27 protein-coding genes and 1 tRNA gene are annotated in these 25,853 nt (G+C 65.5%); 7 read left to right on the top strand and 21 right to left on the bottom strand.

What is annotated here, in order from left to right; all coding sequences use genetic code 11:
- Positions 1-8: 8 nt before the first annotated feature.
- Positions 9-416 (top strand): large conductance mechanosensitive channel protein MscL, encoded by a 408-nt coding sequence (mscL, locus tag AB0I15_RS11005; RefSeq protein WP_358092986.1) that lies wholly within the window; start codon positions 9-11, stop codon positions 414-416.
- Between the two features lie 8 nt (positions 417-424).
- On the opposite strand, the gene AB0I15_RS11000 is transcribed toward mscL, so the two are convergent.
- Positions 425-1,522: a D-alanyl-D-alanine carboxypeptidase family protein gene (locus AB0I15_RS11000; RefSeq protein WP_358092983.1), complete on the bottom strand. Its 1,098-nt coding sequence runs from the start codon at positions 1,520-1,522 to the stop codon at positions 425-427.
- Between the two features lie 867 nt (positions 1,523-2,389).
- Here AB0I15_RS11000 and AB0I15_RS10995 point away from each other — a divergent pair.
- Positions 2,390-2,465, top strand: a tRNA-Arg gene (locus tag AB0I15_RS10995).
- 163 nt (positions 2,466-2,628) lie between these two features.
- On the opposite strand, the gene AB0I15_RS10990 is transcribed toward AB0I15_RS10995, so the two are convergent.
- The 16 genes from AB0I15_RS10990 to AB0I15_RS10915 all read right to left on the bottom strand — a co-directional run bounded on the left by AB0I15_RS10990 (position 2,629) and on the right by AB0I15_RS10915 (position 15,181).
- Complete coding sequence (locus AB0I15_RS10990; protein ID WP_358092980.1) at positions 2,629-3,246, bottom strand: hypothetical protein; 618 nt, start codon at positions 3,244-3,246, stop codon at positions 2,629-2,631.
- 2 nt (positions 3,247-3,248) lie between these two features.
- Positions 3,249-3,485, bottom strand: coding sequence for a hypothetical protein (locus AB0I15_RS10985; protein ID WP_358092978.1), 237 nt, complete (start codon positions 3,483-3,485; stop codon positions 3,249-3,251).
- A gap of 25 nt (positions 3,486-3,510) precedes the next feature.
- Positions 3,511-4,335, bottom strand: a complete 825-nt coding sequence (locus AB0I15_RS10980) for a hypothetical protein (protein WP_358092975.1) — start codon at positions 4,333-4,335, stop codon at positions 3,511-3,513.
- A gap of 16 nt (positions 4,336-4,351) precedes the next feature.
- Complete coding sequence (locus AB0I15_RS10975) at positions 4,352-4,756, bottom strand: RDD family protein (protein ID WP_358092972.1); 405 nt, start codon at positions 4,754-4,756, stop codon at positions 4,352-4,354.
- 34 nt (positions 4,757-4,790) lie between these two features.
- Positions 4,791-5,738 carry a hypothetical protein gene (locus AB0I15_RS10970; RefSeq protein ID WP_358092970.1) on the bottom strand — a complete coding sequence of 316 codons (948 nt, stop codon included), beginning with the start codon at positions 5,736-5,738 and terminating at the stop codon, positions 4,791-4,793.
- Positions 5,739-6,017: 279 nt separating this feature from the next.
- Positions 6,018-7,418: a tyrosine-type recombinase/integrase gene (locus AB0I15_RS10965; protein ID WP_358092967.1), complete on the bottom strand. Its 1,401-nt coding sequence runs from the start codon at positions 7,416-7,418 to the stop codon at positions 6,018-6,020.
- The gene (locus tag AB0I15_RS10960) at positions 7,418-7,618 is read right to left on the bottom strand and encodes a helix-turn-helix domain-containing protein (protein ID WP_358092964.1); all 201 of its coding nucleotides are present in this window, start codon (positions 7,616-7,618) and stop codon (positions 7,418-7,420) included. Before AB0I15_RS10960 ends, AB0I15_RS10965 begins: the two co-directional genes overlap by 1 nt.
- Before the next feature lie 206 nt (positions 7,619-7,824).
- Positions 7,825-9,162 carry a hypothetical protein gene (locus AB0I15_RS10955; protein ID WP_358092961.1) on the bottom strand — a complete coding sequence of 446 codons (1,338 nt, stop codon included), beginning with the start codon at positions 9,160-9,162 and terminating at the stop codon, positions 7,825-7,827.
- Positions 9,159-10,076, bottom strand: coding sequence for a bifunctional DNA primase/polymerase (locus AB0I15_RS10950; protein ID WP_358092958.1), 918 nt, complete (start codon positions 10,074-10,076; stop codon positions 9,159-9,161). Before AB0I15_RS10950 ends, AB0I15_RS10955 begins: the two co-directional genes overlap by 4 nt.
- A 101-nt stretch (positions 10,077-10,177) precedes the next feature.
- Positions 10,178-10,408, bottom strand: a complete 231-nt coding sequence (locus AB0I15_RS10945) for a hypothetical protein (RefSeq protein WP_358092956.1) — start codon at positions 10,406-10,408, stop codon at positions 10,178-10,180.
- A 142-nt stretch (positions 10,409-10,550) separates the two neighbouring features.
- Positions 10,551-12,770, bottom strand: a complete 2,220-nt coding sequence (locus tag AB0I15_RS10940; protein WP_358092953.1) for a cell division protein FtsK — start codon at positions 12,768-12,770, stop codon at positions 10,551-10,553.
- Positions 12,767-13,870 carry a DUF2637 domain-containing protein gene (locus AB0I15_RS10935; RefSeq protein WP_358092950.1) on the bottom strand — a complete coding sequence of 368 codons (1,104 nt, stop codon included), beginning with the start codon at positions 13,868-13,870 and terminating at the stop codon, positions 12,767-12,769. The genes AB0I15_RS10940 and AB0I15_RS10935 overlap by 4 nt, the downstream gene beginning before the upstream one ends.
- Positions 13,867-14,088 (bottom strand): hypothetical protein, encoded by a 222-nt coding sequence (locus tag AB0I15_RS10930; RefSeq protein ID WP_358092947.1) that lies wholly within the window; start codon positions 14,086-14,088, stop codon positions 13,867-13,869. The genes AB0I15_RS10935 and AB0I15_RS10930 overlap by 4 nt, the downstream gene beginning before the upstream one ends.
- A gap of 334 nt (positions 14,089-14,422) precedes the next feature.
- Entirely contained in the window at positions 14,423-14,725 is a 303-nt protein-coding gene (locus AB0I15_RS10925; RefSeq protein ID WP_358092946.1) for a WhiB family transcriptional regulator, read from the bottom strand.
- Positions 14,722-14,928: a hypothetical protein gene (locus AB0I15_RS10920; RefSeq protein ID WP_358092943.1), complete on the bottom strand. Its 207-nt coding sequence runs from the start codon at positions 14,926-14,928 to the stop codon at positions 14,722-14,724. The genes AB0I15_RS10925 and AB0I15_RS10920 overlap by 4 nt, the downstream gene beginning before the upstream one ends.
- 85 nt (positions 14,929-15,013) lie before the next feature.
- Positions 15,014-15,181 carry a hypothetical protein gene (locus tag AB0I15_RS10915; RefSeq protein ID WP_358092940.1) on the bottom strand — a complete coding sequence of 56 codons (168 nt, stop codon included), beginning with the start codon at positions 15,179-15,181 and terminating at the stop codon, positions 15,014-15,016.
- 292 nt (positions 15,182-15,473) lie between these two features.
- Between AB0I15_RS10915 and AB0I15_RS10910 the strand changes: the two genes are divergently transcribed.
- Positions 15,474-16,865, top strand: coding sequence for a hypothetical protein (locus tag AB0I15_RS10910; protein WP_358092937.1), 1,392 nt, complete (start codon positions 15,474-15,476; stop codon positions 16,863-16,865).
- A gap of 4 nt (positions 16,866-16,869) precedes the next feature.
- Here the strand turns inward: AB0I15_RS10910 and AB0I15_RS10905 are convergent, their stop codons facing one another.
- The gene (locus tag AB0I15_RS10905; RefSeq protein WP_358092934.1) at positions 16,870-17,784 is read right to left on the bottom strand and encodes an aminoglycoside phosphotransferase family protein; all 915 of its coding nucleotides are present in this window, start codon (positions 17,782-17,784) and stop codon (positions 16,870-16,872) included.
- 3 nt (positions 17,785-17,787) lie between these two features.
- Complete coding sequence (locus tag AB0I15_RS10900; RefSeq protein WP_358092932.1) at positions 17,788-18,273, bottom strand: GntR family transcriptional regulator; 486 nt, start codon at positions 18,271-18,273, stop codon at positions 17,788-17,790.
- Between the two features lie 620 nt (positions 18,274-18,893).
- Between AB0I15_RS10900 and AB0I15_RS10895 the strand changes: the two genes are divergently transcribed.
- On the top strand, positions 18,894-19,301 hold the full coding sequence (locus AB0I15_RS10895) for a GntR family transcriptional regulator (protein WP_358092929.1): 408 nt from the start codon (positions 18,894-18,896) through the stop codon (positions 19,299-19,301).
- Between the two features lie 320 nt (positions 19,302-19,621).
- A complete protein-coding gene (locus AB0I15_RS10890; protein ID WP_358092926.1) occupies positions 19,622-20,575 on the top strand; it encodes a hypothetical protein in 954 nt (317 codons plus the stop codon).
- Between the two features lie 14 nt (positions 20,576-20,589).
- On the opposite strand, the gene AB0I15_RS10885 is transcribed toward AB0I15_RS10890, so the two are convergent.
- Together AB0I15_RS10885 and AB0I15_RS10880 are read right to left on the bottom strand one after the other, a co-directional pair.
- Positions 20,590-21,342 carry a PaeR7I family type II restriction endonuclease gene (locus AB0I15_RS10885; protein ID WP_358092923.1) on the bottom strand — a complete coding sequence of 251 codons (753 nt, stop codon included), beginning with the start codon at positions 21,340-21,342 and terminating at the stop codon, positions 20,590-20,592.
- Between the two features lie 11 nt (positions 21,343-21,353).
- The gene (locus tag AB0I15_RS10880; protein ID WP_358093645.1) at positions 21,354-22,991 is read right to left on the bottom strand and encodes an Eco57I restriction-modification methylase domain-containing protein; all 1,638 of its coding nucleotides are present in this window, start codon (positions 22,989-22,991) and stop codon (positions 21,354-21,356) included.
- Between the two features lie 669 nt (positions 22,992-23,660).
- On the opposite strand from AB0I15_RS10880, the gene AB0I15_RS10875 reads away from it, so the two are divergent.
- Positions 23,661-25,145 (top strand): cytochrome b N-terminal domain-containing protein, encoded by a 1,485-nt coding sequence (locus AB0I15_RS10875; protein WP_358092920.1) that lies wholly within the window; start codon positions 23,661-23,663, stop codon positions 25,143-25,145.
- A 313-nt stretch (positions 25,146-25,458) separates the two neighbouring features.
- The gene (locus tag AB0I15_RS10870; protein ID WP_358092917.1) at positions 25,459-25,845 is read left to right on the top strand and encodes a hypothetical protein; all 387 of its coding nucleotides are present in this window, start codon (positions 25,459-25,461) and stop codon (positions 25,843-25,845) included.
- Positions 25,846-25,853: the final 8 nt, after the last annotated feature.

Below are 25,853 nucleotides of genomic sequence, written 5' to 3'. Positions count from 1 at the left end.
CTCTTGCCATGAACGGTTTCAAGAAGTTCCTGACGCAGGGCAACGTCATCGACCTCGCCGTGGCGGTCGTCATCGGAGCGGCCTTCAACGCGATCGTGCAGTCGTTCGTGGCCGATCTCCTCACCCCGCTCATCTCGGCGTTCGGCGGCCTGCCCGACTTCTCTTCCCTCAAGATCACCATCGGCCAGTCCAACGTCATGTACGGCAACTTCGTCAACGCCATCATCTCGTTCCTGATGGTCGCCGCAGTGGTCTACTTCCTGGTCGTGAAGCCGTACACCCACTACAGGGACCGCGCCGTCGCCAAGATCGAGTCGAAGACCCGCGAATGCCCCGAATGCCTGTCGGAAATCCTCAAAGAAGCTTCCCGCTGCGCCTTCTGCACCACAGAAGTAGCCCCCGCCCCCGCCTCGTAGCGCGCAGGTCAGAGAAGCGAATCGATCTTAGGGTCGTACTCCCAGTGCCACGGCTCGAACGGGCTGCTGTAGGCCCATGACGGGTGGAACCACCCATACCGCTTGGAGTTCTTCTCCATCCACACGAACTCCGCGGACCCGGACCTCTCCACCCCACCACACAGGTCCACAGCCAGCCCGAGCCCGTGGTTGCTCCGCCCCGGCACGGCCGCGAACCCAGGCCGCCGATAGTAGATGGACTGCTGCTCAGCCAGGTTCCGATAAGCATCGGTCACGCACATGGACTTGCCGAAGCGCTGCCGAAAAGCCTCGTTCAGGCTCACGAAGGCGATAGTGGCATCGGCCCGCAGACTGAACCCCTTCTGCTGCAACGGACAGAGCATGCCCTTGGGAATGAGCCCGTTGGGATAGTCCCCCGCCGTCGCCGCCCGGAGCGGATTACACCCCAGCGCCGCCCGCCCCACCTTGTCAATCTTGATCCCGAGCTTCACCAACGCCGCAGTCAGCGACTTCACGATCTTGTCGGACCGCTGCCGCAACGTGTCGACCTCAGCCGAGAGCTGCGCCTCGGCCAGCAGGTTGCCGGCCCGAAGCTCCTGCGCCTCAGCGGCCAGCCGCTGGGCCTCTTTGTAGAGCGTGCTGGTCTGCTCCACGGCGAGCTGCCGTACGGTCACCATCTGGGTCGCATCGGTCATGGCCCGCAGAGTCTTCTCGTCCGCGGTACCAGACAGGAACGGCATGATCCCATCGGCGAGGAGCGGCTGCTCGTACATCAACTCGGCCATCTGCGACACCGGCTGCCGCATCACCGACAACCGCTGCTCCAACTGCTGCAGCGCGGTCAGCTTGGTCTTGAGCTGCTTTTCGAAGGCCGCGATGTCCGACCGGCGCTTCTCCAGAGCCTTGGTGGCGTCCTCGAGCTCCTTGGCCGACTTCTCGGCCTCTTTGCGCAGCTCACTCAGGTTGGACGGATCCCGCCTCTCCAAGACCTGCCGGCCCTGCTGCACCTGCGCCTCGGCCCGCGCCGGCACCAGCCCGAAAGGCACGAAGAGAGAAGCCACCGCCATGACGACCGCGATCAGACCCGCTGATCGAGGGGCAGGCACGTTCGACTCCTCCGTTTGCAAACTCGTTACCCGGGTCAGGCACGCACGTTACTACAGCCCTCCGAGTGCCCGGACCGAACTCCCAGAGCTGTTATGAGACAAATAGCCCACTTTGCCCAGCCACCCCCGCCCACCAGCAACATCTCGGCCCACGACCCCACCCGACCAGCCCCGGCAACCCTCACGAGCAGGCTCCACGTCGCCCCCTTCATCCCGCAGCCAGGCAGCCGCCCGAACAGATCCACTCTTATTGATCAGTACGCCCACCAACCACACCAAGGTTCATATCCCGGGGACCCAACTCTCCCGAGCCGCCTCCTCCTTCGCACGACACAGCTCCCACAACCAGGTATCCACCCACTCCCCCGGACACCCAGCCTCAGTGCGCACAGGAGCAGGCGTAACCGGCTCCTCAACCACAACGACCGGCACCTCCCGCTCAGGAACCACGACCCGCGGAGCCTCCGGCAGAACCCGCACAGGCGACGGCACCCGCCCCTCGTACACCCGATCAGGACGAGCAGGCGCCGGCACGAACACCGGCTCCAGCACAGGCCCCCGCCCATCCCCGAGCACCACCCCGGCGACCCCCGCCCCCTCCTCGAACCCCCGTATCTCCCCCGCCAACAACCCACCGGCAAGAATCGCCGGCGCCAGCAACGCCCCGAAGAGAACTGCGGGACGGCGGCGGGCTTGCGTACATCGCCTCCTGGTCACAGGCAGACGGTATCCACGCACGATGAAGCGGAATCTGATCACTTGTCATGCCTTTACCGCAGCTCAGAGCACCGTTAACCATCCCCGCCAAACTCACCTCGTCCCGACGTCCCACGCAGTGCCAGACTTTCGCTAGGCTTACGAGAGTCCGCCTCCGTAGCTCAGGGGATAGAGCACCGCTCTCCTAAAGCGGGTGCCGCAGGTTCGAATCCTGCCGGGGGCACCAGATCCGACCAGCAGCAAAGCGCCCTTGACCAGCCGAAACAGCGGTCAAGGGCTTCTTCATGTGTCCGGTGCTGTCCGGCTGTCACTGATCGTCTGCGGGTGATCGTGCCAAATACGTGCCCAAGTTCCGAGTCCCCTCGACATCGGATGCCTTCGACCAGCGCTCACTGCACTCCCGTGGCTCGAACGGTGCGAACGACGCGGGCGTGCAAGTCGATAAGTTCCGCCATGGGGGTGTCGGCGGTTCCGGTCTGATCGGCCATGTCGAGTTCAGCAGCGGTTTCCTCCCATGTCTGCTTCTCGGGCGGCTCCTCATGGACCGGCTGCACCCTGTGGAAGAGCGGTCCGCCGACCAATCGGCCGAACATGCCGAGGAAGTAGTAGGTGGCGAGTGCTTCGCGTTCGACGGCAGGATCGGCCTCGATTGGGTCCCGGACAACAAGAATGAACGCGATACGATCCTTGATCACGCCGACCATGTGCCTGGTGTCGGGGTCGGTCGCCTGCCATCCGTCCGGGAGACTGCGGACGGTGGACCAGATCTTCCGAATGAGATCCCGTTGTGGGGGCCACTCGGCGCTGCGCATGAAATCGTCGTAGCGATGCTTCCCCGGGCTCGGCTTGGTGACGAGCATTCCCAGGCCGAATGCCGCTACGAACAGGGCAGCGATGGCCGGGAGCGTCCCCAGGCTTTCCAAGGAGGCACCCATCGCGATCAGAGTCACGATGATGACGCCTACAGCAACGACGATGAGAGCTGCTCCTATCAACCGCGTCCGCATGCTCAGCTCCTGGTGGTCGTTCCCGGGGTAGCAAGTGCCTCGCGCTTCACTTCCGCTGTGATGGTCTGGATCTGGGCCCTGACGTCCTCAAGAGCGGTTCTGATGGCGGAGCGGTGCATGGCCCACTCGTCACGGAAGCGATCTCCGGCAGGTCCGGCCCAAATACTGCTGTCGCAGGTGGCGTCCACCGCTTGCAGCGTGCGCTCGATGTCGTCGGCGGCCTGGGCGACGACCCGCATGTCCGCTTGGCACTCGCTCAATCGGTCAGCCATGGCGTCCCTCCGAGGCGCCGGCGGACAGCATTTTGATGATGTGCCGTGACAACGTCGCGGCGCTCACCGGCCGAGCGGTCATCCCGCTCTGTGCTTGGGGGCGTTCCACAAACACCGCCCAGACGGCCCGATCCGTGGCGTACGTCGTCATCATGGGGCCTGGCGGATCGCTGAGCAGCACAAGTTCACCGACGATGCGGGCGTTGTCGATCGCGGTCGCGAGTGGTCCCACGTGCTCTCGCTCCAGTGCCGAGGGGTCAAGCGGATGAATCTCACCGTCCCGATCAGCGACGCCGAAGGGATCCAGGAGAGGTTGAACGAGATTCACCACGTCGTGCGCCTTGCTGGCCAGGGTGAACAGGTGCATGCCGCCAGCGGTGATGCGCTCCACGAGCTGAAGGTCCATGGCGTGGACGTGCACGTAGCCGAAGGCTGAGCCTGCGGCGCTCTGCTGCTTGATAGCCAGCGCACGATCGGCTGTCCGCCGAAGGGTCAGGGCGAGATCGATCTCCATCCGAATGCGCATGTCGATTTGCGCCTCTGGCGCTCCCTGTAGCACGCCGTCTAATTCCTCGATATTACGGATCTCCACGGCCTCGCGCGCAACCAGCGAGCGAAGAGCCGTGGCCAGGCTCCATTCGCGCTGCTGAGGGTCCATGCCGGTCAGATGAGGCTTGGGGACGAAGGTCTCTTCTGGGTCGAGGACCGCCAGTTCCTCATCGGTTAATCGCACCAGCGGCTGTGTCCCGCCCTCTGCCAATGCCTCGCTTATCTGCGCGCGAAAAGCGCTCAGCTCCATATCGAGGTTCGTGTCCACGACCAATCAACTCCTGTCAGTGGAGATCAGCCTTTCGGACAATCCGCAATCCCGCTATATCCAGGTGATCCACGTCGCTGCCGGTCAAGAACAGAACCGGCGAGATCACGATGTAGAAGAAGCCCCACAGCCAACGGTGAACGGCTTGCCCGATCCCAGGCTTACTAAGGTCGCTTACGCGGATGAGGCGTAGTCCGCTGATCAGCTTGCCAATGCTGCCACCGACGGTGATTGTCAGAAGCACATGGTTGCAGAAGGACGCCAGCAGCAGCGTCCCCGCGACGGCCACCCAATAGTTGACGGTCCGGCCGAGCAGCTCGCCGCCTATGATCCCGACGGCGACGGCAAACAGGCCGTCGGTCCAGATGGGAAGAATGCGCCGGTTACTACTTGCCAGAGGTGGAACGTCGATAGGTGCCATGAGGCATGCCTCCACGCTTCAATGACCAGGTGAATCACCAGAACTTGAGCTTCTCGACGAAGCTCTTCGCACCTTCCACAGCCTTTCCCACGCCCGCCTTGATGTCATCGCCCCACACGTCCCACGCCCAGCTTCCGACGAAGTAGGCGCCGGTAACGGCGAGCGCGGCCCATCCGACTACGGGGACGGCAGCGGCCACCGCGGCTGACGCGCCGAGGGCGGTGGCGATTCCCGCGCCTCCCAACACCGCGATTGCGCCGCCGGCCTGCACCGCACCCATACCGCGATCCACCCAACCCTGTGCGCCGTCGTGTGTGGGGAGAACGGCTTCCTTGACGCCGGAGACGACGGCCAGCGGTAGCGTGATCCGCGCGAACACGCCAGCGCCGGGAGGATTTTTGACCAACAGGTGGGCGCCGGGTACGCGTAGCCGCTTCATGGCGGCGGAGACTGCCTGCTGCCACTTCCACGGCTGTTTGTAGAGGTCTTGAATCTTGCGGGCCTTCAGCACCTCGGCAATCAGCTCGTTGAGCTTCCGATTGCCGGGCAAGGCACCCATGTAACGGCGAATGTCATAGACAGCGCGTGCCGCAGCGACGTTCCTGCCCTGCGCCCACCGTTTCTGCAGTTGGATCGCACCTTCCACGCCGCTCATGATCGAGAACAATTTGAGGGGCGTGGTCACCGATCTGATGTGCTCTTTGTGCTTCTCCCAGAGATCCAGGACGCCCGTCATGCTGGCGAATAACAAGACGCCTTCCGGATCCTTCTCCAGAATCCCGGCACGGCGCCGAATGTCCTTGGCATGGTCCTCAGCCCATGATGCGCGCGCCGGAAAGGTGGCGAGACGGCTGGAATCTCCGTTCCATCGCTCAAGGATCTGTCGAAGCAGCGAGCCTTGGACCGCAAGAGATCCGCCCGCGACCTCGATAGCCGCCGCGAGGTTACGAGCTTGATCCGGTTTCATGCCGACGAGGCTCATCACATCGAGCGTAGAGCCGCGCCCCGCACAACGCATCGAACCATGTATCCGCGATATGCCGAGCGGGAGCTACCAGACGGCGAGTCGGAGGCGGTGATGCGCTTGTTCAGGGCATCTACCAGGCACTTCCAGAGGAAAGGCGTCGCACGTCGCGTGAGCGACGAGAGGCTCCTGTGCCATTTTGGTCTGGCGTTGAACCTTTGGTACTTGATGAGATCCGCCAAGTGGAGAAGGACGCCATTCGATCGAACGGCGCCCTTCAGCGGTCGGCTGGGCTTCTCATGCCAAGGCGTCGGAGATCCGGCGCTTGGCTGCTTCGTCCTGGCCGACGACACACTTGGCGTAGACGCGCAAGAGCACGTCAACGCTATGACCGGCCCATTCAGCCACCTGAGGTGCGGGCACACCGGCGTTGAGCCAGGTCGAGACGCACGCGTGGCGGAGGTCGTACGGCCGGGCTGCCAGCGGTGATGTGAACTCCTTCGCGGTCAAGGCGGCTTTACGGGCGGCCTTCCAAGCGCGCCGGTAAGTGATGAACGGGAGTTCGCCTCCCTGAACGCCGTAGAAGAGCCGTTCTCCCGGGCCGTCGCCGAACTCGGCGAGATGGATGCGCAGGATCCGGACCAGGGGCGGCGAGACAGGGACAGTGCGGCTGTGTCCTTCGGCGCGGTGTTTGAGTGCGCGTTCTTCACGGGCCTCGCCGGTGTCGGTCCATTCCCTTCCGGAGTAGGGCGCGGCCTTCCTCAAGTGCAGTTCCCCCCATCCTGCGGCGATGTCCTCACTTTCCTCTGTGGCGGGATCGTTGGTCTGAGGCGGAAGCATGATGTTGTCCCGCCTCAGGTTCACAACCTCCTCGGGCCGCAGGGCCGCGTAGTACATGAGGGCGAAGAAGGCCACGAGGCGCTTGCCGCTCGGCTCCTGCCCCTCCACAGCGGCAAGCAGCGCCTTCGCCTGTGAGTGGTTGACGACGCTCCGCCGGTCCACCTCGTAAGTGTTCGCGGGCGGCTTCCACTTCAGGCTCTTGAGTGGGTTCTCTGATAGGAGCTTGAGCTCTACGGCGTAGTCGAGCGCGTTGGACAGCAGCATTCGGTGCTTGCGCACGGTGTTGGCGGCGGCGCGTTGACCATCCAGCAACGAGGTGGCCGAGTCCAACAGGTTCCGGACCAGGAGCGGATCCGTCCCCAGCACGGATACCGGCTTAGTGTTCAGGGCGAGCCATCGCAGAGTCGCGGCGGCTTCTTCGGGGGCGTCCTCCCGATGCTTGGTGTTGAAGCCCCAGCGGTGCATTGCGGAGCGAAGCGCGCGGTCCTGGGGCTTGCCGCGCTCTGTGGCGTACATCGCGGGCGTGGCGGTGGTGAGTGCTCGGGCGATGTCCTGGCGGTACTTCGGCGCGGCACCCTTCCACTTCATGTCCACGAACTTGCACGCGAAGTCATACCAGCTCATGGTGTCCTCGGCGCGCGACCACGAGATGGGACGTCCAGTGGCCGCGCTGAACGCCTCGCCACGTCGGGCGGCGGTGAGAAGCTCGGAGCGGAACGCGTCGGCCTGGGCAGCGAGGCGGAAGGGCTCCTTCCACGCTTTGCCGCCCACGCTCCACCGGACCCTGTAAGTGGTTACCCGAGCGCCGCTGTAGACCTCGGTCTTGTAAACGCGCACGTCGTATGTGATGTCCTTCATCAGGCGGCGTCCTCCATCGTGGCGAGCCAGCGGTCCAGGTCGGCACGGCGGATGCGGAGATCGCCGTTGGGCAGCTTGAGGCAGCGCGGGGCGCGGCCCTTGGCTCGCCAGTCGTAGAAGGTCGAGCGGGAGATCTGGAGTTCGGTGCACAGGTCGGCGAGGGTGAGCATGCCTCGCTGAGTGGTGGTGCCGGTGGCCAAGTGCGGCTCCTTGCCGAGTCAGGCGGTTGGGTGTTCGGCCCCGTGCTTGGTGGCTGTGGGCCGGATGTTGATCGGACGAAGAAAGAAGAAAGAACGGGCCGGTGCGTGCTGAGGCTGGGATGGTGGTGATCGGCTTTGTTCGTGGCCGACGAAAGAAGGGCGGTCCTCCGGCGATCGCGTCTCTGCCGCGTAGTGGACTGTGCGGGTCATGAGGGCTTGTTTCTTCTTTCTTCGTCGGGGCTGGTGCGGCGGTAGCGGACGGATGGGCGGCCCCCGGTGGGCGTGGTGAAGGTCTCGTACTGGCCAGTGGCGGTGAGGCTGGTCAGCAGCTCGTCGAGGGTCTGCTTGGGCACGTTGCGCGAGAACAGCGCGGAGAGCTCCGAGCGGGTCAGGCCGGTGTCAGCGGCCTGGTCGAGGGCGCGGCGGATGCGGTCGATCTTCGGGTCTCGCATCTGCTTGTCCAGGACGAACACGGCCGAGGCGATGGAGTAGCGGACCAGAGCGGCGGCAGCTCCCAAGTCGGTGGTGGTGATATGGGTGCGGGCGTCGAGGGCGGCGTACAGGGCGGCGATGCGCAGGCAGTACGGGGCGGAGCGGCGGGTGAACTCGGTCCAGGCGTGGTCTTCGTCGTCGGCGGCCGTGAACTCCTCGTACAGCTCGGCCGACCAGAAGGAGCGGGCGTCCTCGTCCAGGGCGATGCGCTTGATCTGGCGGGCGGCCTTGACGGCGTCGTGCAGTTGGCCGCTGAGGCTGGCCAGCAGGTCGGGTGCGACGCCTTCCGGGATGGGCAGGCGCTTGGAGCGCTCGACGTAGACGGGCAGGAAGCGGTTGTAGGAGCCGCCGGCCATGTCCGCCTCGGCCACGCGCAGGCGGAACTCTTTGGGCGTGATGTGGCCGATGATCGCGATGTGCGGGTTGGTCGCTCGGTAGGCGTTGCGGGTCAGGACGGCGAGCGTGCGTCCGTCCCAGGCCTGGCGGAGCATCGTGCCGAGCGTGGAGCCCTCCCGCTTGGCCCGGGCCATGACGGTGGAGAACTCCGGCTCGGTGACCGACAGGCGCTTGTCCATGGTGCCGCCGGAGTCGTCCGGGCTGTCGGGGTCGCGGATGCGTTCGATCAGCCCTTCGCCGGAGGACAGGCCGGTGACGCAGAGGTCGCCGTAGCCGATCCCGGCGTGGTGCAGGAAGATCTCGGCGGTGTCGGTGGCCTGGCCCTTGCGGCCGGAGCCGGTGCGGCCGAACAGCAAGGGCCAGATCAGGAGCGGGTGGCGGGTGTTGCCGATCTGGACGAACGGGCCGGGGCCGATGACCGCGCCGCAGGCAGACAGGGCGGAGACCAGGACGCCTACGGGATCGGCTTCGGTGGACGGGTCGGCGGCCTTCACCAGCTCGCCGGGCAGGCCGTAGAACATGGCCGGGTCGGCGGCCGGTGGCGGAACCGGTAGGCCGAGGGTCGGGTCGCCGGACTGGTCGCGGTGCAGGCGGGTGATGGCGGCATGGGCGTCGAGGTTCTCCAGGATGGTGTTGGCGTCGAGTGGGTTGGTCATGCGATCCCCCGGCGTGGCTGGCGTGCTCCGGCGGTCAGGCCGGAGCGGATGGTGGCGGTGGCTTCTCGGGGGGACAGGCCGGTGGCCTGGGCGGCGGTGTGCAGGGCGTCCTCGGTGAGGCGGTGTGGCAGCAAGCCCGTGGCGATGAGCTGGCCGAGGGCGAAGGCGGCGGCGTTCAGGGTGTGGTTGCGGGTGCCTGGCCTGGCGTCGAGGACGTGCTGCAACTCGTTCTGGAGTGCGGCCAGGGCATAGCCCGTGGACTGGTCGCCGAGCGCCGCCAAGACGTCGGAGACCTGCACTGGGTGAGAGGTGTGTTCGGGGCGGGTGAGTCGTTCCGCCAGCCAGGCCGGCAGCGGTGCGGGTGCGGCGGTGTGGATGGCGTCGTAGGTACCGGTGCCGTCCGGGAGGTCGACGTAGCTGCCGGGTGCGACGACGTAGCCGCCGGTGGCGCGGGTGTCGATCAGCCAGCCGAGACCTTGGCCCTTGGCCCCGGAGGTGTTGCCGAGTGTCAGGCCCTGCGGGGCGGTGAAGTACAGGTGCGTTCCGCCGCGCCGGGTGCGAACCTGGAAGGTTTCCAGGGGTAGCGGCTGGCCGGCCTGCTCGCACAGCAGGGCCAGGACATCCGCCCCGTCGTTGACGCCGGGCTGGTTCCACGGTGGTGGCGGCTGCTCGTCGTTCTTCGGGGTGTCGAGGTCGATGACGACCAGGCCGGACGGGCCGGTGGCGATGCCGATGTTGCAGGCGGCCCCGGTCCAGAAGCGCCGGATGACGTCGGGGTCGATGGTGTGGTGTTCCTTCCACTTCCAGCCCTTGAGCGGCACCTTGTCCCCCGGCGTGAGCGGGAAGACGTGCCAGCCTCGGGCGGCGGCGGCCAACGCGTAGGTCAGCGTCTGGCGGGGCGGATGAGGTGTCATGCTGGTGGGTGCTCCTTGAGTCGGCCCTGCGGGGCCGGTGATCGGTTGGGGCATGGGCCCCGGCGTCGTGCTTGGTGGCTGTGCGCCGGGGCCGTTCATGGTCAGCGGCCGTCCCGGTGGAGGCGGCGGAAGTAGTTCCAGGCGTGGCGGCCGAGGCGTAGGCGCAGGCCGGTGGCGTCGCAGCGGCGGCAGTAGCGGGTGCCTCGGCGGTGCGGGGCGTGGCCTTTGCCCTGGCACTTGCGGCAGCGTCCGAACGGGCTGACGTAGCACCGTGAGGCGTAACAGAGTGTGCTGATGATCGTGGTGATAGCGACGAGCAGGGCAGGGTGCACGATGGCCTCCTGGGCCGGTTTTCGGGTGTGGTCGAGGAGGGCCGCTAGCGTGCTAACGGCCTGTCCAGGGCTTGTTTCTGGTGCTAGCGGGGCTGCTAGCGATAGCAGGGTCAGGTGCTATCGCTAGCAGCCTCCTGACGGGTCAGCCGGAACGCTTCTGGCGGTTACGTTCGGCGATGGCCTCGGTGAGGTCGTCCAGGCGGATTCCGCGTCGAGTGACGGGCTTGCCGTCGATGCGGCGGCCTATGTCGCCGACGCGGATGCCGTGCGGTTTGAGTGCGCTGGTGAGCTGTTCGGACTTCCAGCCGGTGTAGACGTCTGGGCGGAGTTCGGTCAGGCGGGTGCACAGGGCTTCGTTCCAGACCGCGTTCTCCCCGGCAGGCCAGACCTCGGCGAGGTCGGCCAGGACGTCGAAGACGGGTGCGTCCTCACGGGCTTGGGTGCCGGGTTCGGGCAGGGTGCCGGCCAGGCCGCGGAGCTGCTTGGCGCGGGTGACGACCTTGTCGGCGTCGTTGGTGTCGAGGTAGTAGGAGCGGCGGGCGGCGGGCTTGCCGAGGCCCGCGAGGATGCCCCATCCAGCCTCCACGACCGGTTGGAAGACCGTGGCGCGGTAGCCCTGCTTGTACATCGAGGTGCCGAGGATCATGTCGTTCGCGGTCTGGTCGGCGACGCTCATGCAGTAGCGGGTGTTGACGTTGCGGGTGATGCCGGTCGGCAGGCTGTCCTTGTCCGGGATCTGGGTGCCCAGGAGCAGGATCACGCCGAGGGCGCGGCCGAGCTTGATGACCTTCTCGCAGATCTCGCCGGCTTCCTTGCCGTACTGCGGGTGCAGGAACAGCTCTTGGATCTCGTCCACGGCCACGATCAGCGGGTGCAGGCCGGAGCCCTTGAGTGAGGCCAGTTCGGGCGTGACCTTGTTCTCTGGGGCCTTGCCGAGGGCGTGGTAGTGGGCGATGCGCTTGGAGCGGCGTTCGCACTCCTTGTAGAGCCAGGCGAACATCGCGGCGCAGCGGGCGATCGTCTCGTCGTCGAAGCCGTTGCCGTACTCGGTGCAGACCGGCTCCAGGACCTTGAAGTCTCCTACTCCCTTCAGTTCGTAGATGCGGAGTTCGGCGCGCGGGTCGAGGGCGGCGGCCAGGACGGCGAGCCTGAGTCCGAACGTCTTGCCGGAGCCTGGCTGTCCGCCGACGAGCCAGTTGCGGAACACCAGCTCGGCGTTGACGGTCTCCATGCGCGGGGTCGTGGCGAACGGGAACGGCTTGAACACGTCCACCTTGCCGTCGCGCAGCAGTGGCCAGGGCGGCTGCTTCATCTGCGAGGCGGGCTCGTAGCCGACCCATAGAGCGAGGCGGCCGGGGTGGCCGGCGGCTGGTTCGGGCCAGACCTGATCCAGCGGGAGCCGCATCGCGGAGGCGAGGCGGCCTCGGCGGGCCACCACTTCGGCGGCTTCCACACCGAACGGCAGGTCGATGATGGCTAGGTGGCCGGGGCCGTCCCGGTGGATCTCCTGCGGGAAGGTGATGGCGTTCGGGTCCTTGCTGACGGCCTGGGTGATGCCGGAGATGCCGCAGTGCAGCAGCGCGCGGCGTACCAGGTCGGCGGTGAGCTTGCGGTAGCGCGGGCCGTCGCTCACGCGGTCGGTGATCGGGTTGTCGGCGGGGCGTCCGGCTCGGGCCAGCAGCGGGACGACCAGGGCCAGCGCGCCGAGGCGGAGCCAGCTCGGCAGGTCGGCCACCAGGAGGGCCAGCAGGCCGATCAAGGCGACGATGGACAGGGCCAGCACGACCGACCAGCGCCAGCGGGACTGGCGTTGGCGTTGCTTGTCGAGCTTGAGCCAGGTCTCGGGGTCGTTGCGGTCGGCGGCGTACTGGCGAAGGGCCCAGTTGCCCTCTTCCGCCGTGGCCCAGTGGAGCAGCCGGCCGATGGACTTGAAGACTCCGGGGACGGCGTACCAGAGCATCTTGGCCAGGTACTTCGGTGAGCGAGCGCCGTGGTAGCCGAGGACGTATGCGGTGTCGCGGGTCTGCCAGACGATCATTGCTCGGATGGACTGCCAGGTCCGGAGCCATGGCGGGATGATGGGTGCGCGGCGTTGGGTGGTCGGTGTCGTGAGTGGGATCGCGTCCTCGTCGGGCGGGTCGACCGGTGGGCCGATGACGCGGTCGGTGATGGCGATGGACTCGTGGTCGAAGTCCTCATCGTCCAGAGTGGGCTCGTCGGTCTGGCGGGCGCGGCGGCGGGAGTCGAGCGGTACGACCTCGGCGTCGGTGCCCTCCTCCTGGGCGTGGTCGGGCCACTCGAAGCCTTCGAGTTCGCGGCCTGGGATCGGACGGCGGTCGGGCTCGTGCGGGTCGTGAGTCATGATGAGTACACCTCGTGTGCCTTGGTGGTAGCGGGGTGGCGGGGCGCGGCCACTGTTCTTGGCGGAGTGGAGGCCGCGCCCTGCGTCTGCGACGGTGCGCGGTCGGACCGCGTCTCGTCCGGTCGGTCGTCTGCGGTCGGACCGTGTGGTCCGACCGCCTCAATGGCGGCGGTCAGGGTCCGGTCCGGTGGTACTTCCGTCCGCAGGCGGGCCAGGAGGGCACCGGCGCGGTCGGTGGAGACTGACTGACCGGTCTGCCGGATGGCGTCGCGGAGCCGGTCGCGGGTGAGCTGGACCTTGCGCGTCTCGTGGTCGGCGGCGATCTGCCAGCCGAGCGGCATGAGGTCGTCCACGTCGGCGCGGGGTCGTTGGGTGGGCTTCTTGGTTGCCCGGTGCTTGGGCTTCGGCGGCAGGGCGGGACGCTCGGGCGGTGGTGCGAGCTGGACGCGGTCAGGGGCCAGTTCGCCGAGCCGGTAGAGCGCTCGTTCGCGGCGGGTGGCCTTGAAGCGCCACAGCCAGCCGTACTGGTCCTGGAGTTCAGTGCGGGCGAGGATGCGGTCGCGCTCTCGGCCGAGGGCGTTCGGGTAGGAGCGGATCTCCCACAGCACCATCCGGCGCCAGAGGGCGAAGGTGGACGGGAAGGCCAGCAGCCAGCGGGAGAGTCGGATGGACTCCATGTGGTCGGGCTTGGTCAGGTCGGCACGCTTGCGGATGGCGTACGCGCCGACCTCCACGGCCACCACCCACAGGCCGGGCAGCATCGCGTGGGCGATGATCCCGAACAGCGTGTCTTCGCTAGCCACGTTCAGGTAGACGGTGGCGGCCGTCAGCGACCAGGGCACGACTCGGAGCAGGCGAAGGCGCATGCCGAGCCGGGCCAGGACGATGTCGAGCGCCGAGAAGACGGCGATGCCAAGGTCTATGCCGAGTGGAACGATCCAGGCGAACCAGCCGAAGGACGGTTCGGCGGCCTTGGCCACCGTGGCGAAGCTGATGACGAAGCCGAGCAGGCCGAGGCTTGCCACGGCGGCGGCCGTGACCGAGACGGCGGTCTGCTCCCCCTCGGTCAGCGGGCGAGGTCCGTAGATGGCGGCGGTCACTGGCCCCACCTCCGCTGGCAGCGGACGCAGCCTGGCGTGTTGCAGCCGTTGGAGCGGTGGCTGGACCAGATGCGGAGCACCTTGTCCGGCGATCCGGCGGCGATGACGGCGTAGCGTGCGGCCTGGCGGATGCGGTAGCGCTCCTGGGCGATGCGTACCAGGTCGCAGGCGAGGAATCCGGCGGCGAACACCACCAGGTAGAGCAATACGTTGATCATGCGGTACTCCTGAGCGGGACGTGGGTCTCGTGATCGAGGTCGGCGGCGAACACGGTGCGGCGACACCGCGCGCAGTAGAACTGGACAGGACCGCCGTCGAGGCGGGTCTTGCAGCGCGGGCAGCACGTGGCTGGCCACGGCGACAGGTTGGTGTGCATGCGGCCCTCTCAGAAGCCGGACTGTGAGCGGACGAGGATGCGGCACATACGGCAGCCGGGCAGGCATCGGGTGCCGTGAGCCCTGCAGACTTCGACCTGGCGGCGGACGCCGCAGCCACGGCACCGGAACGCGCTGCGTGAACGCTTGCCGCAGTCGGCGCACTGGAAGCAGGCCATCAGGCGGCCACCTCCCCCAGGACGCGGAGTTCGTCAGCAGTGAGGCCCGCCCAGACGCCGGCCTCGGGCAGAACAGCCAGGGCGTACACCAGGCACGCGGCGCGGGCCGGGCATCCGCCGCAGATGGCCTTGGCCTTCGCTTCGCGGACCTCCTTCTCGTCGTCCGGCTCGGGCTCGAACAGGTCGGGGCCGGTGAAGAGTTCGGCGTCGCCGCTCTCGCAGGCCGGGTTGGCGTTGAGTACGTCGTCGCGGAGGTTGGACAGCTCGTGGTCGCCCAGGACGGCGCCGGCCAGCTCGTTCATCGGCGCACCGCCAGCAGGATGGCGAGGGACTCGGCGACGGCGAGTTGGTGGCAGCTCGGGCAGATGGGCGGGGTGGGCGCCTCCTCGTCGGTTGCGATCTCCTCGGCACCGCCGCAGACGAGGCAGGTCCACTGCGTGAAGGCGATGTGCACGGTCAGGTTGAGGTCGGTAGCGGACTGTGTGTTGCTGGACCCGTGGGTCATGATGAAGACACCTCTTCTAAGGGGTGCCGGGGCGCGGATCAGGTTTGGCGACATGGCCGCGCCCCGGCTTGTTCTGTTCGGTGGGTCAGCCGAGACCGTTGCTGAACGTGGTCAGGGCTTCGGTGATCGTCTGTACGGCGTCGACGGCGGTGTTGACCGCCGCCGCGGCCTTGTGCGGCTGAGTGATCACGAAGAAGGCCGCGAGGATCATCAGCACCGTGGGCAGGAAGCGTCGGGGTCGGAGAACAGGCATGGAGCGGTGATCCCTTCTGGTCGCGGTCGAGCCTGTCTCCCCTGGTGGACCGGCCCCCTTACGAGAGCCTGTCCTGTACAGGTATAGAACAGGCTTGGCGGTCCCGTCAAGCTCTTTCCGGAGCCCGCCGTGTTCATGGCTCAAGAAAACCGCGCAGGTCAGGGCGTACGGCAGCGTTCAAAAGGCGGTGCAATTGAGCGATTGGGGGTGCACGACGGCCAAGAGGGGGTGCAAACTGACGGCGACGTCTTGATCACCCAGGGTTGCCGACCCGTTGCGTGCCGGGAGTGCCATGAAGCTCCGAGAGCCGAATCACCAGCTCGCAGCGGTCATGACGCGTGCTGGGTGCTCCAACAAGGCACTCGCGCGGCGGGTGCAGGACGTGGGCACGAGCCATGGCGCGGACATTCGCTGCGATCACGTGTCGGTGAAACGCTGGCTCGACGGAATGCACCCCCGCGGATTGACGCCACACTTCATCGCCGAGGCACTCAGCCGGAAGCTGGGCGAGCGAGTGAGCGTCCGCGACATCGGCATGTTGTACGCCGAGGCGACGCCGTTCGCGCCCAACTCGCGCAAGCAACAGCAGGCCGACTGCCTGGCCGGCGGCGTGACGGCTCTCGTGTCGGGCGACCTCTCGGCAAATCCCCAAGTGGTCGAAAGCGACGTTTCGACGGACTCATGGAACGACTCCATGGTCACATGGCTGGTTAACCCCGTACCGATCCCGAAGCTGCTGACAGAGGGACGGCTCGTCACCGCCTCTCACATCGAGGCGGTGCGCGAGACGACGGGAATGTTCGCGAAGCTCGACTACCGGTTCGGCGGCGGCCACGCCCGGTCAACCGTTGTTCAGTACATCGCGATGGAGGTGGAGCCGCTTCTCAAGCATGTCCGGCCGGACACGGCGCTCGGCAAGCAGTTCCTCTCCGAGACGGCAGCCATGCTGCGGCTGGCGGCCTGGATGGCGTATGACACCGGCCTGCACGGCCTCGCTCAGCAGTACATGACAAAGGCCCTGCACTTGGCACGCGAGGCCGACAACCGGATGCTCGGCGGCCGCATCCTGGCCGGCATGAGCCACCAGGCCAACTACCTCGGCCACTACGGCATGGCGGTCAACCTCGCACGAGCCGCCACGATGGGCGCCATGGGCGCCGCCACGCCCACGGCCATGGCCCTGTTCAGCGCCATGGAGGCCCGAGCCTTGGCCTCTCAGGGTGATGAGGCCGCGTGTAGCCGGGCGCTCGGCGAGGCTGAGCGCTGGTTTGAGAGGCGGGCACCGGAGGATGATCCGGTATGGCTGCGGTACTTCGATGAAGCCGAGCTGGCGGCAGAGTTCGCTCACTGCTACCGCGACCTCGGCCACCACCATCGGGCCGCCAACCGGGTGCTGGAGAGCGTGGAACTCTCTGAAAGCCTGTACGTCCGCAGCCTGTCCTTCGTACGGACCATCCTGGCCACGAGCCACGTGGCCGGCGGCGAGTTGGAGCATGGGCTCGCCGTGGCGCGCGAGGTGGTGACCACGGTGGCCGACCTGCGATCGGCCAGGACGCGGCGCTATGTACGGGACTTCGTCAAGCAGCTCGCGCGCTTTGGGAACGATCCAAGAGTGCGCGAGTTTCAGACATTCACTGAGACACGGCTCGCCCGAGCCCGCTCAGAGGCCGGCGCGGCAAGGTAGCGACTCAGAACGGCCTCCAGACGCGCGGCAGGACATCGTGCCGCAGCGACGCAACACGCCGCTCGAACTCGGCACGGATCTCGGGATCGTGGTCTACGTTCTGCATGAGCCAGGTGGTCATCGTGACCTCACGGATTCTGCGGATGGTATGGAAGCCTGGCCACTCCGTGATGTCGAAGCCGTACACGTCCACAGCCTGTGCGTACTCCTCCGGCGCCATCCACCGGAAGCCCCGGAACGGGATGCCGACGCCTGTGCAGAGATCCCACTCTCGCGGCCCCCAGGCGAACGCCTCGAAGTCGAGCAGGATCACTTGCCCGTTCGCGCGGCGCAGGAGGTTGCTCTTGTGGCCGTCTCCGTGAATGTGGCCGGCGGGCAGGGCGAAGTCGAGGGTGCTGTACTCGGCGTAGAGATCCTTGACCCGCTGGCGCAGGAACGCGATGTCCTCATCCGCGACGGTGGCGGCACTGTCCAGGCGATCTTCCACGCGGGCCAGCGGGTCGAACAGCGGCAGCAGCAGCTCCGTCGGCTTCGGAACGTCGTGCAACCGTCTGAGCATGGCCGCCAGGTCGGCGAACCCCGGGGCCGGTCCGCTGCTGTCCGCGTACAGCCAGAACGTCACCACCCGACCGTCGTGAACGGTTGCCTGGGGACAGTCCGGGGCCAGGCGCACGCTGGGGAAGTCGGCTTCCTGGAGCCACCTGGCGACCCCCACCTCCTTCTGCACATCGGACAGCCGGTCCTCGCTCCGAGCGATCCTCACCACGACGGGAGCCGATACGAGGCGGTACAGCGCGTTCTCGCCGAGCCGTATCGGCACTGCCGCGCGGCTGTCCAGGTCGGCGTGGTCGCAGGCCGCGACGAGCGCTCTGTGTGCGTCCTGCTGGCAGAAGCCTTGCGCGGTGGGGGTCTTGGTCATGGATCAGCCCTCTCTGTTCGTGTTGCTCGGTGGCGAACTCGTGGCCACGAAACGGCCCTTGCTGGGGATGACGACGATCAGGCCCTCCTGCTGAAGCACTTCCAGGGCCTTGCGTACCGTGATGCGCGCCGTACCGAACCTTTCGGCGAGGACAGGTTCACCAGGCAGACGGGCATCGCTAGGGAACTCGCCGGCCCTGATGGCGGCGCGGAGCTGGTTGGCCACGTCCTCGTAGCGGGTAGCGGGCTTCGCGTCCTCTGCGGCCTGCCCCTGCACTCGGCGACCGCGGCCCATCTGGCTGACGACCAGGCCCTCGCGTTCCAGCTCCGCGAGTGCCTGACGTACGGTGCCGCGAGCGACGCCGTACGACTGCATGAGTGCCGTCTCGGACGGGATCATCCCGCCGGGTGGATACTCGCCGGCGGCGATCCGCTGGCGGAGGTCTTTTGCGAGCGTGGCGTAGGCGGGCTGAGCTTTGCCGTGAGTCATGAGGCTCCCTTGCCGAGCAACAACGGACTCAAGGCTACGAGCGCTCATGAGCGGTAACGAGCGCTCACACGACGAACGGCGATGTCTGGCGCTCGTTCCGCCGATAGTCGAGGCTTGGCGCACGCGGCGCGACCGTCCCGGCCATCTGCGGAACTGCATGGCGTGCTCGTGAAGCGACACCATCAGCGAGCCTCTCCCTTGAGCAGCAGGCGCCACAGCTCATCAGCTTTGGCCCGCTGCCAGGGGCCGGCGTAAGCGACGACTTTGGGGTTGCTCCGGCGTACGCGTCTGAACTGGTACCTGCCACCAGCGGAGAGGAACTCGTAGGAGGTATCGGCGCAGGCGCAGGTGAAGTCGATGACTCGATGACGGTCCGGGCTGTGGTGGGTCCTACGGACCTCATCCCGCCAGTCGAGAGTGACTCGTGGCGATCCGGCTTGTTCGGAGGGGTGAGCAGTGAATCCCGGACATGGCCACTCTTCTTCCTCCTCAGGGCCCGTCGGTTCAGCCATTGACCTGACCTCCCGCCTTGCGATGTGGCAACGTCTCCGCACGTAAACGCTTATGAGCATATGCCTACCAGAGCACATGAGGAAGTGAGGTTGTAATGATGATCTGCTGTGATCGACTTCGGTTCCGATCGACCGGTGCACCGCCAGCTCGCCGACATCATCCGCGCGGACATCGCAGCGGGCCGGCTGGAGCCTGGTCAGGCACTGCCCTCAGAGACTCGGCTGATGCAGCAGTACGAACTCGGCCGGGTTGCTGTGCGGCAGGCCCTCGGGGTGCTACGCAGCGAGGGACTGATCGTCACCGTGAAGCGTGAAGGCTCCTACGTCCGCCCGCAGCTACCCGTTGAGCGGGTCATCATAGAGGGCGCCGCAGAGGTGACCGCCCGCATGCCATCTCCTGACGAGCGGAAGGAGTTGGACATTGCCGAAGGAGTACCGGTGTTCGTCCTGACCCAACCCCGTCGAACCACGCGAATCCTCCCCGCAGACAGGACAATCCTCGTGTACGAGAAGTAGAACAATCGACACGAATGCCGCCTTGAGCTAACAACTACCTGAGGCTCCAGCGGTCAAGCTGCCAGCTGCAGCTCGCAGCGCTCCAGAGCACGCGGAAGTCACCCTAAATCAGGGATGTCACGGCGCATGGTTACGCGGTAGCATCTCACACCGTGGGAATAGTCAAGTTTGCCAGGCATGAATGGACACCCTCGATAAACGGCCCAGACATTGTCGGCCCCCCTATCGGAACCATAGACTTGGCCGTCAGTCTGGCCCGTGTCGTACTAGTCAACGGCCTCGCATCTATCGCCGGAAGCCGTCACGGGTCCTTTGAATCCTTGAGACTTGAAGCCGCGCTACTCGCCACGGCACTCGACAATACGCGACAGAATGGCCGGTACGCGCTACACAGAACACGGGCGTTCGACTGTTCATCGCTACATATCAAGACGTTCATCATTACAGCGGCAGGACTAGGGCTGCTGACCGCCAGCCTAGAGAGCCTGATCATTCAGGATAAAATCAAGCCACTACAAATCAAGCACTTCGACCTTATACCTGCCATCACTCCCCGGGGACCAAAAGGCGGCAACTCTAGGCCGGACCTACTGATAAACTTGCCGAACTATCGCGAAATGATCGGCGAAGCTAAGGGGAGAAAGAGCGGTTCAGGACAGACCACCAAAGAGATACAAAAATATCTCAAGAAGCTACATGAATGGGCATCCCGCAACCAGTACAACGGGTTCTCGCTCGCACTAAGCTGGGCCGCTATTCGCGAGGACAAAACCTTCGTGAATCTATATCATACCGATCCGGCGAAGGATGTTGAACTCATACCACAAGAATCACTGGACCAGTATCCGTATTATGAGGAGGTTCGACGGGAACACACAACTCAGCCCATTCCCGCCATGGAGACGCTCGATTTGCAGCGCGAATGGGACAGGATAGTCAACGAACTTACCGAGCCCACTCCGATCCAATACTACGACGATCCGCTCTATTGGAGCGCCCCCAACCCGCCTCCCGGCGATCGTCGCCTCGCAGATATCTCTATACGTGGCGAATGGACGCCGCTGGGTGCCGATGGGCGCTCACTCTTCGTCGGCGTTTTTCGGCAAGCACCCGATGGCGACGCGTTGACGCGGATTCGGCAAGCATACGCATCCAGCCTCGCAGAGAACGCCGTCGATCCTCTAGATATCGCCACTGGAGGACGTCTCATCTTTGCGATTGCCGAAAATAGAGAACTCGCCACGTGGCGAGCATTGCGCCAAAAGATCGACTAAAGAAGTCGATCTGGTCATAGATCGAAAGGCAGGGTTCCACCACTATGAGGCAGCCCCAACTCTCCCAAGTAGGTGATCCGCGCGTTTATTGCAGCCGCAAAATGCTGCCAATCTAGCGATCTCATGGGTTCGTTTGGTTTGGGATCGGTTGCCGACGATGTAATATAACAAACTGCATCGTATAAGCCTTCCGCCATTAGCCTCTGACAGAAGGTTGAGAACCGATCCTGATAAGACGCCCCATGCCAGATCTCCTCCACCGAGAAGGCGCCCTCACTGATTCGGACTGGGGATCGCGAGCCCGGCGCGTCCTCCATAATAAAAAAATATCCAAGCCACGGTTTTTCGCCGGGGAAGACATCGGCTAGGGCGGCGCGCCTCAGATCCACGGCGCTGCCAAGAGCTTCTTCGATTCGATTATTGTAGTTGTTGCCGAAGGAAGGGCCGCCGAGTGCTTTAAGCTCAAACGCCGCCACGAGCGTGTTGGCATGAGCGACAACTACGTCCCATTGCTTAGTTGGGCGATAATAGCCAGGCAACTCTAAGCCCTGACTCTTGCTGATCCTGATGTCTTGCGGCGAGTATCCAGCTTCGAGAAAGAATTTGGCGAGCAACGCAGCGATGTTGTCGAAGTGCTTCCCTCCACGTACCGACCCAGCAGTGCCCGCCCCTACGGCATCCTTGATCGCAGACAAGTCCCTCTGTGTCTGCTTTGCACCCCAGTAAGCAGCGACAGCATCCTCAAAGTCTTGCCGCGTAACCGCCATGACATCTTCTCCTAATCCGGGAGTTCTGTTAGCCCGTAGGCGAGTATTGCAGCTTTCGTGGCAGCCTCAACATCACGCCGATCGAATGCATCAGCAAGGGCTGCAGATATCTCCGCGTGTAGCTCAGCCGGATCCGGTACACGGATCTTCCGCAAATACTGTGCCTGGAAGCGCAAGGTTCCCCCGCGCATCTTCACCGCATAGGCCTCTACGAATGCCTGTGCGACCTTGGACAGCAGCAGGCCGCCAAGGACACGGAGATCCCAGGCGCTTGAGACTATGTAGTACAAGTTGTGGTGAGGATACATCCCGCCAGGATCTAGGACAGGATGGATGGTCAGCTTCATATCCGGCAAAAGTAGCTTGGCCCGCCCCGTGAGCGTGTTGTCTACCTTGTCAATCGTCTTATACCAGCGGTCCGGCTGTTTGACGGCGACATAACGCTTCTTCAGCCCATGAGCATGGTGCGTGAGATATCTCGCCAGCTTCGGATAACGAGCTAGATCCACCAGTTCGCCCTGGGGGCCCCATGGGTTGACCAGGTAAGCTCCTCCCCAGTCGAGCACACCGTTGGTTGTATCCCTGACCATAGCGAGCGGCAGAAGCCGTTCTGTCTCAACAAGATCTTCGTCGTAGGTGACGAAGATCTTGTCAGCTCCTGTCGCGACACCGATGCCGACGCGCGTACCGGTGGTCTCGTCCTCTAGCAGGCGGAAGCGATCAGAGAGATCTTCCAACATCGCCAGGCGTGCGGGGGACGCAGCGGGCCAGGAGCTCTCGCCTGGGAACCAATGAGGAAGGCGAGCGGCGTGATAGGTCGGCCTCCTAACACGAGTCTGTCGGGACCTGGACCAGGCTACGAACTCCTGAGCTTCGGAAGCACCAAACCCTTGTGTGGTGTCTGCTGCGATGGCCGGCCCTTGGCGCCCGTTCCTGATAACCGTGATAGCAGGGTAGGCGGACACTTGCTCGTGGAAGGCGTCTACGTCATGCATGATGAGTGACACGTCCATACTGTAGGACCGCGTCACAAGCTGCCTGAGCTTCTGCCCGTACTGATTACGCATCCACCGATCCGCGCATATGAACCCGAGCCGACCTCCGGGCTTCAAGCTCCTAAGGCCCTTTTCATAGAAGCCGATGTAGATGTCCGCTCGTCCGCCCATGGTTGAACAGGCCGCCCGATACCTAGCCATTCGTATGTCGGGCACATCCTCAAGCCGAATATATGGAGGATTGCCTACTACGAAGTCAGCGGGAGTGTGCTGTGCTCGTAGAAGGTAGTCTCCCTGGTTGATCCAGGAACAGACAACCTTGTCCACATCTGGTGCTGGCCAACGCGCCTCTACGAGCTGCTGCGTCAGCAGTTCTCTACTCTCCTGGACATTGTGCTCCAAGAGGTCGAACGCCTCTATAGCGTCGATCGCTTGGAGCAACGTACGCCCACGAGCGCGACACGAAGCGCTCAACCGCTCTGCGATGGCCCCCAGAAAGGCCCCAGACCCGCAAGCTGGCTCAACGATCCGCAGAGTCGCGAGATCCTTGTCTGAAGTGTACCCAACAAGATCCAGTATGGCTTCCACGACCCATCGATGGGTGAAGACTTCCCCATGCCGCACAGCCTCCTGCCACGACGTGGAAGGCCGCATATGGTCATCGAGTCGAAAGTCATGAGTTGCCACGGGCCGACGATACCCCTTGCGCCACTCCTTTGGCCCCTCCTCACGCAGGTGACCTCAGGAAACACGGAGGTCGGCAGCCAGTCGGCAGCCGGGAGCCACCGTCTCTCTCCCCCTGCTCCACTGCACCACGCAGAGCAGCACAGGGGCATGGTGTCCGGCCTGACGGTTGGCTCCTCAGCACGGATCATGCCAAATACGTGCCGAACCAGAGCCTCTCAACGCCGCACCGATGCTCTGACCAGCGGTTAATCAGGTCCTGTTCGCCTGACTCCTAAAGCGGGTGCCGCAGGTCGAATGATGTACGCGACCGGGGTCTCCTGCGTGGTGCGTCCGGTCGCCAAGCGCCTCGCGTGGCTCGGCTCCCCCGCCTGGTACGCCCGATTCCTCGCGCAGGTTGGGCACCGACCCCACGCGACGAAGGCACCTCCGCACCCCCGCGAGAGCTGGCACGATGCCGCGTCCGGGCTGATCGATGCGTTCGTCAGGCGGTGGCCGGTACCCGTCACGCGCGGCTGACCCTTGTCCCGGCCTTCGTAGTGACGTGATTCACGGTCGAAAGGCCCTTGTCGGCGTCACATCTGCCGGCCCGATCGCGTCTTGTGTGTAGGCAAGGTTAGGGGGCTCCAGATGCGTTCGTTGCCGGCTGTACGTCGCTCGTTCCAGTTCTCCCACTGGTCGTTCATGTTCGCGGAAATCGCTGTCTGGTCGTTCGTTGTTCTGCTGGTGACCGGGGCGATGCTCATGCTGTTCTACGACCCCGGTATGTCCCAGGTGACCTATGACGGTTCCTACGGTCCGCTGCGCGGGCTTCTCGTCAGCCAGGCGTTCGACTCGACCATGCACCTGAGCCTGGAGGTGCGCGGTGGGCTGCTCATCCGGCAGATGCACCACTGGGCGGCGCTCGTCTTCGTGGCGGCCGTCGTGTTGCAGTTGCTGCGCATGTTCCTCACCGGCGTGTTCCGTCGCCCGCGTGTCCGGCAGTGGCTGATCTGGGTGGCGCTGCTGGCACTGGGTATGTTCGCGGGCGAGACCGGCAACGCCCTGCCCGACGACATGCTGTCGGGCGGGAGCCTGTGGCTGATCATGTCGGTCGTGCAGTCCATCCCGGTGGTGGGCACGTGGGTGATGTCGTTGCTGTTCGGCTCGGGTTTTCCCGGTGACACGGTCATTCCGGTCATGTACGGCGGGCACCTGCTGCTCGCGGCCGTCATGGGCGTGTTGCTGATCGCCCGTGAGCTCCTGGTGCGGCGGCACGGCCACTCGCGGTTCGTCGCCTCGCTGCCGGCGCGGCGAAGCGCTCGCCCGCTGATGGCGGTCGCGACGATCGGCATGCTGATCATCCTCGGGTTCGGATTCCAGATCGCCCCGATCTGGCTGTACGGCCCCGCCAGGCCGACGCAGATCTCGGCGGGCTCGGTGCCCGACTGGTATATGGGGTTCCTCGACGGCGCCCTCCGGATCATGCCCGGATGGGAGCTCACCCTCGGGAACTACACGCTCAGCCTCGCGGTCCTCGTTCCCACCGTGGTGGTGCCCGGGGTCTTCTTCACCGCGCTGGCCGCGTACCCGCTGGCCGAGCGCTTCCTCCTGGCGCGACGCGGCCGCCGCGACGCGCTGGGCAGGCCTGGAAGCGCGCGTCGTGACGCGCTGGGCAGGCCAGCAAGCACACGCCGTGACGCGCTGAGCAAGCCTGAAAGCAGGCGCCGCGACGCGCTGGGCAGGCCTGGAAGCACGTCCCGCGTCGCCCGCGGGACGCCCGCGCGGGATCTGCTCGACCGGCCGCGCGACACGCCCGTGAAGACGGCCATCGCCGCCGCCGGCATCACGTTCTACGGCCTGCTGTGGGCGGCCGCGGCCAACGACCAGTTCGCCCACCAGTTCCAGCTCACCGTGAACGCCGTGACGATCTTCTTCCGGTACGCCGTGGTCATCGGGCCCGTCGTCGCCTTCGTCGTCACCCGGTGGATCTGCCTCGCGCTCCAGCATTCGGACCGCGACGTGGCCGAGCACGGCATGGAGACCGGGATCATCACCCGATCCCCGGACGGCGGGTTCCACGAGCGGATGGCGCCGGTGCGGCAAGAGCGCGATCGTCACCGGGAGTTGAGCCCGTCGGCGTGAATCCGGGGCGAGTTTCCATACACAGGAAAGCGTCGACCCGGGTCCGCTTCATGGCCTCGTCACGATCGCGGGTCGGGGTCGCCGCGAAGGCCGTGACAGCCTGCGCGACGCGGCGCGGGGGCTGTTCGGCCTGCTAGGGCAGGGCGTCGAAGCGGGTGGGCAGCCCTTGCGGTGGCCAGGCCGGGTCGTGTCAGTGGCCGCGTCAGGGCGGCAACGGCCCGGTATCAGGGTGGTCGGCGAAGCTCAACGCATGAACGGTTCAGCACCTGTCCGTTCAGTTGGATCTCGTAACAGTCCGAAGGGGCACACCATCATGTCGATCACCCTCACCGACCAGGACAAGCTCACCCTCCGCACCGCCGCCTGGGGCGCCGTCTCCTTGATGTCGGCCGCCGGCTCGGCGCACAAGGTCGCCACGCACGGCTCCATCGCCTTGACCTCCGCCACCGGCCCGGTCGGGCACGTGCTCACCAAGGCGCCCAAGGGCGTCAAGTACGGCAAGACCGTCGCCGAACTCGCCGACCAGGTCCTGCCCGCCCTGACCGCCTCCATGAGTCTCCTCAAGCGGCAGGACCCCGCCGAGGCCGACAACTTCCGCAACACCATCACTGTCGCCATCGAGGCCGCCACCCACACCCGGCCCGGCCCCATCCTGGCCGACATGGCCCGCAAGATCAACGAGGCGCTGGACGCCGCATGAGGGCCTGG

The organism is Nonomuraea sp. NPDC050643, assembly GCF_040654715.1.
Classification (GTDB): domain Bacteria; phylum Actinomycetota; class Actinomycetes; order Streptosporangiales; family Streptosporangiaceae; genus Nonomuraea.
The sequence above is the reverse complement of the archived record's forward strand: the minus strand, read 5'-3'. Positions and strand labels throughout refer to the sequence as shown.